This is a genomic window from Chryseobacterium sp. WG14, from assembly GCF_024586945.1.
GTDB lineage: Bacteria > Bacteroidota > Bacteroidia > Flavobacteriales > Weeksellaceae > Chryseobacterium.
In genome coordinates this window covers 83,904-96,127 of the sequence record NZ_JALCZD010000009.1, presented here as the reverse complement: position 1 = coordinate 96,127, position 12,224 = coordinate 83,904, and the positions used below count along the sequence as shown (strand labels likewise).

General features: G+C 34.8%; 11 protein-coding genes. 10 read left to right on the top strand and 1 reads right to left on the bottom strand.

From position 1 onward, the window contains the following. Positions 1-11: 11 nt before the first annotated feature. Positions 12-725: a phosphatidylcholine/phosphatidylserine synthase gene (locus MP478_RS15480; protein ID WP_230040631.1), complete on the bottom strand. Its 714-nt coding sequence runs from the start codon at positions 723-725 to the stop codon at positions 12-14. A gap of 244 nt (positions 726-969) precedes the next feature. Here MP478_RS15480 and MP478_RS15475 point away from each other — a divergent pair, with 244 nt between their 5' ends. The 10 genes from MP478_RS15475 (at position 970) to MP478_RS15430 (ending at position 12,189) form a co-directional block, all read left to right on the top strand. Continuing rightward, complete coding sequence (locus tag MP478_RS15475; protein ID WP_257200928.1) at positions 970-1,716, top strand: hypothetical protein; 747 nt, start codon at positions 970-972, stop codon at positions 1,714-1,716. Between the two features lie 77 nt (positions 1,717-1,793). Further along, the gene (locus MP478_RS15470) at positions 1,794-3,407 is read left to right on the top strand and encodes a glycosyltransferase family 39 protein (RefSeq protein WP_257200927.1); all 1,614 of its coding nucleotides are present in this window, start codon (positions 1,794-1,796) and stop codon (positions 3,405-3,407) included. Continuing rightward, positions 3,404-4,345: a glycosyltransferase family 2 protein gene (locus tag MP478_RS15465; protein ID WP_306552761.1), complete on the top strand. Its 942-nt coding sequence runs from the start codon at positions 3,404-3,406 to the stop codon at positions 4,343-4,345. The genes MP478_RS15470 and MP478_RS15465 overlap by 4 nt, the downstream gene beginning before the upstream one ends. Beyond that, positions 4,342-5,193 carry a lysylphosphatidylglycerol synthase transmembrane domain-containing protein gene (locus MP478_RS15460; protein WP_257200926.1) on the top strand — a complete coding sequence of 284 codons (852 nt, stop codon included), beginning with the start codon at positions 4,342-4,344 and terminating at the stop codon, positions 5,191-5,193. Before MP478_RS15465 ends, MP478_RS15460 begins: the two co-directional genes overlap by 4 nt. An 86-nt stretch (positions 5,194-5,279) precedes the next feature. Further along, a complete protein-coding gene (locus tag MP478_RS15455) occupies positions 5,280-7,223 on the top strand; it encodes an LTA synthase family protein (protein ID WP_257200925.1) in 1,944 nt (647 codons plus the stop codon). Between the two features lie 136 nt (positions 7,224-7,359). Next, positions 7,360-7,779: a DUF2147 domain-containing protein gene (locus MP478_RS15450; protein WP_257200924.1), complete on the top strand. Its 420-nt coding sequence runs from the start codon at positions 7,360-7,362 to the stop codon at positions 7,777-7,779. Positions 7,780-7,881: 102 nt separating this feature from the next. Then, entirely contained in the window at positions 7,882-8,379 is a 498-nt protein-coding gene (locus MP478_RS15445) for an RNA polymerase sigma factor (protein ID WP_257190818.1), read from the top strand. A 1-nt stretch (position 8,380) separates the two neighbouring features. After that, positions 8,381-8,998 carry a hypothetical protein gene (locus MP478_RS15440; protein ID WP_257200923.1) on the top strand — a complete coding sequence of 206 codons (618 nt, stop codon included), beginning with the start codon at positions 8,381-8,383 and terminating at the stop codon, positions 8,996-8,998. Positions 8,999-9,099: 101 nt separating this feature from the next. After that, positions 9,100-10,080: a pyruvate dehydrogenase complex E1 component subunit beta gene (locus MP478_RS15435; RefSeq protein ID WP_047488092.1), complete on the top strand. Its 981-nt coding sequence runs from the start codon at positions 9,100-9,102 to the stop codon at positions 10,078-10,080. 114 nt (positions 10,081-10,194) lie between these two features. Further along, positions 10,195-12,189, top strand: coding sequence for a KUP/HAK/KT family potassium transporter (locus MP478_RS15430; protein WP_230040611.1), 1,995 nt, complete (start codon positions 10,195-10,197; stop codon positions 12,187-12,189). Positions 12,190-12,224 lie beyond the last annotated feature (35 nt).

Sequence of the window (12,224 nt, the reverse complement as noted above, 5' to 3'; positions counted from 1 at the left end):
GGCTTTATTTTTTATTTCAGTTGTCTCTGGAAAATAAGGGATACCAACATGTAATAAATGACAAGTATTGGGATTCCTACAATCCGGAATATGGCCAGAATAGCAATACCTCCCGCTAATAATACGATTTTTGGATAGTTATCTTTTAGTTGTGTGGATTTAAATTTCATGGCCATCATCTTAATCGGGCTGATTAAAAGCCATGATGTAACAATGGTTAATAAAACCAAAAAGAGTTCATTTTCAAATAAAAAGCTGAAAGAGTGGGTTTCTTTAAACGCATAATATAATCCGAATAAAAGCACTGTATTGGTAGGCGTGTTCAATCCTTTGAAATAATACTTCTGTTCTTCGTCAAGGTTAAAGATCGCCAACCGTAAGCAGGAGAAAAGGGTAACCAGTAATCCTATATATTTGATTTCAAAGGGTAAATGAAGCCCGAAGAGTTCGGTTCCAAAAGGCTCCAGTGCTTTATACATCGTAAGCCCGGGAATCAGTCCAAAGCTTACCATATCAGCAAGGGAATCAAGCTGAAGACCGAGATTGGAATTTGATTTTAAAGCTCTGGCTACAAAACCGTCAAAAAAATCGAAGATCGAAGACAAGATAAGGCAAATTGCCGTTGTCTGATAATCTCCTAAAATAAGATGTATTGCACCTATACAGCCTGCAAGTAAATTAGCCAGGGTTAAGGCGTTGGCCAGATTATTTTTTATAAAATTCATAGCTGCAAAAATAAGAAATTAAAACTTAGAATGTTTCATATTAATTTCATGAAACACCTGTTATGCATTACAATTATATAGATGATAATGCTAATTCCCAATATGGAGAGCTTAAAACCATAAAAAGGGAAATTCAAACAATAACCGACAGGATATTCATGTATAATTTTGCTTTCAGAACGGCAATTTATTAGATCAGTGGGATGAATTATAGGATGCCAATTATTAAAATAACAAATAACCTATGGAAAAAAATAGCATTACTGAAAAGAGTTCTACAGAATCTTCTATTGGGGAAAAAGTAAATGATAATAGAAAACAGCTGAGTTTTTTTGAAAAAGTAATTCTCGTCTTGCTCTTGATTGCAATTGCTTACGCTGTGTATGTATTTTTTACAGATTCTTTATACTTTGATCATCTTGTAGAAGAAGATGGGTTTTACGAAGATCTCACCTCTATTTTTCTGTTTTTCACCAGTTTTATACTGTTGATAAAATTTTTCAAATATCAGGGATATTATACGCTGTCATGGAAAATAAGTATTGTTTTAATGACTGTGGCTTTTTTTTTCGGCGGAGGAGAAGAAATTTCATGGGGACAACGGATTTTCCAAATTCAATCTTCAGATTTTTTCAAGCTAAATAATGCACAGCAGGAGACCAATCTTCATAATTTGGTGATAGGCCATGTAAAGCTTAATAAATTGGTGTTTTCGAATATGCTGTCTATCGGTTTCGGGATTTATTTTCTTGTTCTTCCTATAGTATGGCACAGGGTCCCTAAAATAAAAAAGCTTATAGACAAATTTGGAATTTCGATAGCCAGACCCATTCACCTCCTATTTTTTATCATTGTTACAGCAATTATTCTGTTACTGATTAATCATTCCAGAAAATGGGAAGTCTGGGAATTTGCTTTTGCGCTGACTATGTTTCTTATCGTCTATAATCCACTTAATATAAAAGAAATTTTTTCTAAAGAGAATCATTGAAAATAAAAAACACAAACTATAAAGGAATGTCCTTTAACTATGAACAAATGGATGTACATCAATAAATGCTTTAGTATATGAAAAGTCAGAAACAATTATTTTATTTACTGCTTGTTGCTGTTGCTATCCTGCTTTTTGCCCATTTGGGAAAATTATACGTAGATATTATGGAAGCCAGGAATTTTGTTTCTGCACGGGAAATGGCCGAAGAAGGACATTGGATCTTCACCACCATGAATGGTATTCCAAGATATGAAAAACCACCACTTCCTACCTGGTTGAGTGCCTGGATGGGACAAATTTTTGGTTTTGATAATATCGCTGCTTTAAGATTTCCGGCCGCATTATCCTGTATGCTGCTGATCATATATTTTTATAAAATTGTCGATCTTCTTTCAAAGAATACCCATATTGCGCTTATATCATCCCTTGTCTTAGTTACCAATTTTCTGGTAATTTATGTAGGAAGAAGAGCCAACTGGGATATTTATAGCTACAGCTTTATGGTGATTGGGATTTATTATTTTCTTTTAGCCTTGAAAAAGATAAAATCTATTCCTAATTATCTTTTTGCGGGAGTGTTTTTTGGACTTTCTATATTAAGTAAGGGTCCTACAGGCCCTTATGTATTACTTATTCCTCTTATTATGGGGTATGCCATCACTTTTGGAATGCCTAAATGGGTGGACATTAAAGGAATTGCCTTATGTTCTGTCATTACGGTCATGATTGGGTTTTCATGGTACCTTTATATCTATCTTGCGGATTCTGACACCTTCCTGGCCATTATGAAAAAAGAGGCTTTAGCCAGAGAAAACCGGGATGCAAAACCGTTTACAAGATATTTAAGCTTTCCTGTACAAACCGGAGTCTGGATTTTTTACTCTGTGGTAGGACTTGTTTTTCCAATGGTAAAAAAAAGAGTGAAGCAACCTGAAATTTATATGCTTTTCTTTTACTGGACTCTGTTTTCATTAATCTTACTTTCACTTATTCCTTCAAAAAAAGAACGTTATCTCTTTCCTATGATGGTACCTCTCGCTGCCACTACAGGATATTACCTCCATTATCTCTTTCATAGTTTAGACTTGAAGAAATGGGAACTTAGTCTGAATAAGGCCATATTTACGGTTCTTGCCATTGTTTCACTGGCTATTTCAGTAGGTATATATTTCCTGCCCCTAACGGTTGAGATCAACACTGTTTTATTTTCTGCAGCAGCTTTCGTTACCTGTGTAAGCCTAGTCTACTTCATATATATAAAGCAGAATTTTCAGTATGCTTTCTGCAGTGTTATAGTGTTAATGATCTATACAGGGATTTTTGGACTTCCTGTCTTGGATAAAATGCTGAGTAATAATAAAGAATTTAAAAGCCTTACCACTATTAAAGCTAAGCTTCATCATGAAAATTTAAGACTATACACCTATTCGGAATACTCACCTGAGGTTTGGTTTAAATATCAGAAGCTTATGCCAGAAATACAGCCTGGAAATCCGAAAACATATCCGGCTGATAAGGAATTTTATATTGCCATGAACTCCAATAAACCTGAATCTTTAAAAACATTGGAAGATTTAGGCTGGAAACTTGTTTATATCGGGGTATTTGATGACAATGAAGAAGGATCTCATTCTAAAAATTATACGGATAGAAAAATCCATTATGTTTATAAAATCATGACCTTATGATGAATCCAGATAAGTTTTATTCTATTGTGGTTCCTCTTTATAATGAAGAAGAAAATGTTCCGCTGCTCATTAATGCCGTTAAGGATATCATGAAAGAGTACCGCTATGAACTTATCCTGGTTGATGATTTTTCAACAGACAGGACGGCGATGGCTATTAAAAATATGGCTACTTCTGATGTAGTTTTAATAGAACTGACAAAAAATTATGGGCAAAGTTCTGCACTGATGGCTGGGATAGATTATGCTTCAGGAGATTATATTATAACAATGGATGGGGATATGCAGAATGATCCTTCCGATATTCCGATGATGATAAAAAAGATTAATGAAAATGAATATGATCTTGTGATTGGAAAGCGTCAAAAAAGACAGGATAATCTGGTAAGAACCTTTCCTTCCAAAATAGCTAATTTTATCATCAGGAGAACCACGAAACTCAATGTAACGGATCATGGATGTGCATTGAAAGTTTTCAATAGCGAAACAGCCAAAAATCTTGATCTTTATGGAGAGTCCCACAGGTTTATTACACTTCATGCCCATCTTAACGGAGCAAGAATTACAGAAGTACCCATAAAGCATCATGCCAGACAGTTTGGGGTTTCAAAATATGGAATAGGAAGAACTACAAAGGTTATCAATGATCTGATTTTGTTATTATTTAACCAAAAGTATCTCCAGAAACCGATCTATCTATTCGGGAATATAGGACTTGCTACTTTTATATCCGGAATGCTGATCAATATCTATCTGCTTATTGAAAAGTGTATGGGATATTCAATTGGAGGAAGGCCGTTATTGATTCTAGGAATTCTGCTGGTCTTTGTAGGAATCCAGCTTTTTACTACAGGTATTATTATAGACCTTCTTATGAAGACCTATTATGAATCTCAAAAAAAGAGACCGTTTAATATCCGTAAAATATCTGTCTTTTGAAAAAGCTGAAGAAAATAGTCATTACACTCCTGAAGATTGGCGTCAGCCTGCTTCTTTTGTATCTTGTTTTCAGGAAAATCTCATTCTCTGATGCCTGGGACCATATTACAGCCAGTAACTTCCTTTTTTTAGTGCCCGCCCTTATCACTTTTACCGTCTCTCAACTCATTTCATCCCAAAGACTTTTATTATACTTTCATGCAGAAAATTTTCTTATCAATAAGATAGATAACCTGAAACTATACCTTGTGGGGATGTTTTATAATTTCTGTATTCCCGGAGGAATAGGGGGAGATGCCTATAAAGTATATATCCTTAATAAAAAATTCGGATGGAGTGTGAAGAAATTAACCGGCTCTGTATTTAGTGACAGGCTTTCGGGGTTATTGGCAATCATCCTTTTAATCGAGATGCTGACATTTTTAATTCTGGATGGTGCATTGAAGTTGTTAATAATTCCTGCGGTTAGTCTTACGATTGTTGCAGCCCATCTTTTTTGTACAAAATACTTTCCCGGGTTCAAAAGAATATTTTACCGGGCACTGCTGTATTCACTGGGAGTGCAGATTCTCCAGCTTGTTACCATCTATTTTATTTTGAAGTCATTCACCCAGATCGAAGGGGTCTGGATCTATTTTATAGTCTTTCTTATCAGTGCGGTACTCAGTATCATTTCTTTTTCGGGGTTGGGAGTAAGAGAGTGGCTCTTTATGAAGGCGGCGCAGTACTTTACCTTTAATGCTGAAACTTCTGTTTCTACGGCCCTATTATTTTCTTTTATTACAGCTATTGTTGCCTTTATTGGTATCTGTTTCTATAATTTTAAATTTAAAACAGAAATAGATTAATTTTAATATTGGATAATTCACGATAAATTTATTATTTGAATATTTTTTTATTTGTATGTAAATAATTTTAATTTCCTTTGCAGGTAATGAAAAAGGGATTTAGAAAACAAGAGATTCTGGTGTTAGGGTACAGGATCTTTTTAACATATTTTTTTTATCAGATTTCCAGATTTTTATTCTGGTATTTTAATAAAGATCTGATAAAAATTGACTCGGTTTCGGATTATATAAAACTGGCGTATCACGGGATAGCTTTTGATACGACTGCAATTTTATATGTCAATTCATTGTTTATACTTTTAAGTCTGCTGCCATTGGTGATTAATACCAAAAAAGTGTTTCAGAAAATTCTATTCTGGATCTATTTTGTGACCAATGGGATTGCCTATTCAATGAATTTTGGTGATTTTATTTACTACAAATTTTCACAGTCGAGGCTTACTTCAGCTGCATTGCAGGTAGCAGAGCACGAGTCTAATCTTTCGAAAACATTCATGATCTCTGTAGGTGAGCATCCTTTTGTGCTGATATGGTTTGTTGTTTTGATGGGATTATGGGTATTTCTATATAAAAAACTGAAAATTGAGGAGCAGAAACCGGCAAAACTATTGCCTTATTTCCTTTCCTCCATCGTCATTTTATGTATTACGGCCGTTTTGGTAGTAGGAGGAATCCGTGGTGACTTTAAGCACAGTACAAGACCGATCAATATGGTAGATGCCAACCGTTTTGTAACCAATCCACTTCAGGGAAATGTAGTTTTGAACAGTACTTTCTCCTTTTTCAGAACATTGGGTACCAATAGTTTTAAAGAAGTTCATTTTGTAGATGAGAAATATATTGAGGAAAATGTGCAGCCTTATAAAGTGTACGACAGGAAAGTAGAACACCGCCCCAATATTGTTATCTTTATTGTAGAATCCTTCGGGCGCGAGTATTCCGGGGCTTTTAATAAAGATAAAAATATCAAAGACTATATTTCCTACACTCCGTTTATAGATAGCTTAGCAACACAGAGTCTTATTTTTCCTAATGCATTTGCGAATGGAAGACAGTCTATCCATGGGATGAGCAGCGTATTGGCCGGTATCCCGAGTCTTACGGATGCTTTTACAGGATCACCCTATTCCAATCAGAAAATTCAGTCTATTGTCTCGGTGTGTAATGAATTAGGCTATGATACTTCTTTTTATCATGGTGCACCCAACGGTTCAATGGGATTTCTCGGATTTGGAAATATTTTAGGATTTAAACATTACTTTGGAAAGACAGAATACAACCATGATGAAGATTTTGACGGTATGTGGGCTATATGGGACGAGCCATTCCTTCAGTATTTTGCTAAAAATGTAGGAAAAACACAACCTTTTATGACTACCGTGTTTACGGCTTCATCTCACCACCCTTTTAAAATTCCGGAAAAATATCAGGGGAAATTTAAAAAAGGAAAAATAGAAATGCATGAACCTATTCAGTATACGGATTATGCTATAAAAAAATATTTTGAAACAGCTAAAAAACAACCTTGGTTTAATAATACAATTTTTGTTTTTACAGGAGATCATACCAATCAGGTGTACTATCCGGAATATGAAAAAGCCATGAACCGTTTTGCTGTTCCGCTGATTTTTTATTCTCCCAACCCTGAATACCAGCTTAAGGGAGAAAATCCAGAGACGGCTCAGCAGATCGATATTTATCCCACTTTAGCAGACCTTATCGGCTATAATAAACCTTTAAGAAGCTGGGGAAGAAGCTTAGTAAGTGAAAAAAAGTATCCCTCTATTGTAGTCAATTCCGACGGAACTTCAGAGCAGTTTATTATTGGGAACTATATCTATCGTTTTGATGGTAAAGAGATCATAGGAGTGTATGATAAAAGTGATCTGGGACTTGAAAATAATTTGATAGGTAAGCTTAAAACTCCTGAAATAGAAAAAGGAAAACAAACGGCAAAAGCCTGGTATCAGGATTATATGAATAGAGTGATCAACAGAAAACTGAGTGAGCCTAAAAAGACAGCAAGGTAGGACGCTAATGAAAATAAAGAAAGTTTCTTACGTTTTATGCTTTGTATAACAAAAGTTTTTGTTTGTTGAAAATTAATTTATATTTTTATCAATACGTAGGAAAGACTACGGTATCAGAATTAAAACGATAAGAAATATGAAAAAACTGTTATTAACATTCGCGCTTTCACTATTCAGTGTGCTTTCATTTGCACAGATAGAAGGCAAATGGAAAACAATAGATGATGAAACCAAGCAAGCTAAATCTATTGTAGAAATATTTAAAAAATCAGATGGAAAATATTATGGGAAGGTTTCCCAGTTACTTATAAAACCAGCTGATCCGAACTGTACCTCTTGCAAGGATGATAGAAAAGGTAAACCAATTCTGGGATTAGAAATCATCAGAGGATTGAAAAAAGATGGTGATGAATTTACAGGAGGAAGTATTACGGATCCTAAAACAGGAAAAACCTACAAATGTACCATTACCAAAAGTGGAGATAAATTAAATGTAAGAGGTTACTTAGGATTATCTTTATTAGGAAGAACCCAGGTTTGGGAGAAAGCTAATTAATTTAAGTTTAAATAGAATTTTAAGACGGCATTTCAGAAATGGAATGTCGTTTTTTTTTGTAAAAAAACTGTAACGAAAATGAAATTTCCCCACTTATAGGGTATGAGTGCAAAACAGGAGAAATTATTTGTGGATTTTTTTAAACCCAATCAAAAATTAATCCACAAGATATGTAAAATATACACCGATAATACTGAAGATCATGAAGACCTTTTCCAGGAAATCACCATACAGCTGTGGAAATCATTTCCTGGATTTAAAGGGGAATCTAAATTTTCTACCTGGATGTACCGTGTGGCGCTTAATACTGCAATTACTTTATTCAGGAGCCCCGGAAACAGAAAAATGAAAACCGTAGAAGTGGACGTCTCATCTCTTACAATTGAATATCAGAATTATGAAGATGATGAACATCAATTGAAAAAAATGTACGAAGCAATTTATAAACTTTCTGATGTGGAAAAAGCCTTAATTATGTTGTATCTGGAAGATCGGCCTTATAAAGAAATAGGTGAGATCCTCGGAGTAACAGAAGGAAATGCAAGAGTAAAAATGAACAGAGCAAAGAATAATTTAAAAACCAAAATAAGCATACAATAATATGGAAGAACTGGAATTGCTAAAAAAAGACTGGAATAAAAAATCGGAAGAATTTAAGGAATATTCGGAAAATGAAATTTATAAAATGATAAAACTTAAATCTGTTTCTATAACCAAAATATTGTTGTTTGTAGGACTGGTTGAAATGATACTGTGGACTGTATATGGATATCTGAACAAAGAATTTCCTTATATAAGAATAATGATGTTTCTGATTTTTACAGGATTAATTGTTTTCGTCTTCCGCAGAATGAAAAGCGGGCAGGATAGTATGACATTGATGAAAAGTATTTTAAACTTAAGGAGGCTTATTTTTGGATATGCATTTATTTCATTACTTTTAGCTGTTACAGATAATATCATTCACTTTGATCATAATACCAGGGATTTTATGGCAGGTTTAAAAGACGGCTGGAATAGTGGCGGCGGTACTAAAGTATTACCTGCCGATTCTGAAACAATAATGCCGGTGCTTGGAAACTATGTTATTTTTGGAATTATCCTGATGATTACCTTTTACATTTTGTATATAGTATATAAAAGAACCTACGGGAAAATTCTTCAGGATCTTAGAAAAAACTATAAAGAACTCGGCTATCAGGAAGAAAAAGCAATTTAAATAAAATTAATATTAACGTATCTCGTTCAAATGAGACACCTTTTTTATGATGTGTATAATAAAAAAACACTATTTTTGTAGTCTAAATTTTTCAAGAAAATATGGCAGAATATACTTTTCGTGAGGTAATTGCACAGGCAATGAGCGAGGAAATGCGTAAAGACGAATCTATCTATCTGATGGGGGAGGAAGTTGCAGAATATAATGGTGCATATAAAGCTTCAAAAGGAATGCTGGATGAATTTGGTCCAAAAAGAGTAATCGATACACCGATTGCAGAACTTGGATTTACAGGAATCTCTGTGGGAGCTGCAATGAATGGTAACAGACCAATCGTAGAATTTATGACATTCAATTTCTCTCTGGTAGGAATTGATCAGATTATCAATAATGCGGCAAAGATCCGTCAGATGAGTGGTGGACAGTGGAACTGCCCAATCGTTTTCCGTGGTCCTACTGCTTCGGCAGGACAGCTGGGAGCTACCCACTCTCAGGCTTTTGAAGGTTGGTTTGCCAACTGTCCCGGGCTTAAGGTGGTAGTACCTTCTAACCCATATGATGCAAAAGGATTATTGAAAACAGCCATTCAGGATAACGATCCGGTGATCTTCATGGAATCTGAGCAGATGTATGGAGATAAAATGGAAATTCCTGAAGAAGAATACTATTTACCAATAGGAAAGGCAGATATCAAAAGAGAAGGTACAGATGTTACTTTGGTTTCTTTCGGTAAAATCATGAAGTTAGCTATTCAGGCGGCTGAAGATATGGCTAAAGAAGGAATTTCTGTAGAAGTTATTGACCTTAGAACAGTTCGTCCTCTTGATTTTGATACCGTTTTAGAATCTGTAAAGAAAACAAATAGATTAGTTATCTTAGAAGAGGCTTGGCCATTTGGTTCAATATCTTCAGAAATTACATACATGGTACAGCAAAAAGCATTCGATTATTTAGATGCTCCAATCAAGAGAATAACCACTCCTGATGCACCTGCACCTTATTCTGCAGCCCTGTTTGCAGAATGGTTCCCTAAGCTTGAAAAAGTAAAAGAGGAAATTAAAAAAGCAATGTACGTTAAGTAATAATAGAGAAAAACTTCCGAAAGGAAGTTTTTTCATTTATTATATTCATGAATAAAAGTTCGTTGAGTCATAAAATTAATATAAATTTGCCCGTTTAAAAATAAATAAGCTGACATGGCAGACGTTACAGAAGATGGTTATCATTTTGATATAAAAAAACTTTCCTTTATTGGAGTTTTAGTCTCTTTAGGAATTGTTTTCGGAGATATCGGTACATCACCGCTTTACGTGATGAAAGCAATTGTGAATGCACGGGCAGGAGGTAGTAATATGCCTTTCAACGAATACATAGAAGGAGCGTTGTCCTGTATCATCTGGACGTTGACGCTTCAGACTACCATCAAATATGTAATCATTGCTTTAAGAGCGGATAACAAAGGAGAAGGAGGTATTTTGGCTTTGTTCTCATTAGTTAGAAACCTTAAAAAAGGATGGCTCTATCTTATTGCAATCGTAGGAGCAGCGGCACTTATTGCAGATGGAGTGATTACACCGTCACTTACTGTAATGTCAGCAATTGAAGGTCTTGAAATATACAATCCTCACACCCCTGTTGTTCCCATTACGATTGGAATCTTGATTGTTATTTTTGTGGTGCAGCAATTTGGAACCAGCTTTATAGGGAAGTTTTTCGGCCCTGTAATGGTTGTCTGGTTTCTGGTGCTAGGTGGTTTAGGAGTAATGCATTTGAGTGAAAATTTTGAAATTTTAAGATCTTTCAACCCTTATTATGCATATAAGCTTATCGCAAATTCACCCAGTGCAATTATTATTCTTGGTGCTGTTTTCCTTTGTACAACCGGGGCAGAAGCTCTTTACTCAGATTTGGGCCACTGCGGTGCTAAAAATATAAGAGTAAGCTGGGCATTTGTTAAGGTTATGCTTATTTTAAACTATCTTGGACAGGGAGCATGGCTTTTAACCAATTATAATAAACCTGGATTTTCTGTAGTAAACCCATTCTTTGGAATTATGGAAGAATGGATGATTATACCGGGAGTAATTTTAGCCACTGCTGCTGCAATTATTGCGAGCCAGGCATTAATTACAGGTTCTTTTACCATTTTCTCAGAAGCAATGTCTCTTAATTTATGGCCTAATCAGAAAATTGATTATCCTTCCGGAGTTAAAGGACAAATGTATATCCCAAGAATCAATTGGGGACTTTTAATTCTTTGTATCATTGTAGTTCTCCATTTTAGAGAATCAGGAAAAATGGAAGCGGCCTATGGTCTTTCTATTACAGTAACGATGCTGATGACAACAGTTCTGCTGGTTTTCTGGTTACTAAAACACAGAGTAAGCAAAGTTCTGATACTTGTTTTTGCTTTAGTATATATGGCTATTGAATTAGGTTTCTTCAGTGCCAATATTATTAAATTTATGGAAGGTGGCTGGATTACAGTTGTACTGGCTGGTTCTATAGGAATATCCATGTACGCATGGTATAATGGAAGATTAATAAAAACAAGATTTATCCAGTTTGTGAGAATAGATAAATATGTATCTATCATTAAAGATATGAAACTGGATGAGACTATTCCAAAATATGCAACCAATCTTGCTTATCTGAGCAGAGCAAAAAGAAATGATGAGGTAGAATCAAAAATTATCTATTCTATCATTAAAAAACAGCCGAAAAGAGCTGATCATTATTTTATTCTAAGTATTGTCAATCAGGAAGATCCATATACATTCAAATATACGGTAGACGAAATTCTTCCGGGGACGGTTTATAAAGTTAATTTCCTTTTAGGGTTTAAAGTAGACCGAAGAATTAATGATTATTTCAATATGGTACTGAAAGACTTAATGGCAGATGGTACCATCCCTTCAAGAAGCAGTCACCCTTCTCTGAGAGCTCATGATATACCGCCGGATTTGAAGTATGTAATTATAGATAATACATATATTAACGATATTCTTTTAACTGTTAAACAGAAGATTGTTCTTAATATTTACAACTTTGTGAAGTATATAGGAAGTGATGACTTTAAGGCTTGGGGAGTGTCTTCTCATAACGTTGAAGTAGAATCTGCACCGATTACAGAACTTACCGTTTACGACAATAAAATTGAGCAATCCGGGTACTTCCGTCACAATTCTTAAACGTAAGGGTATACAACCATACTATCTATTTAAAT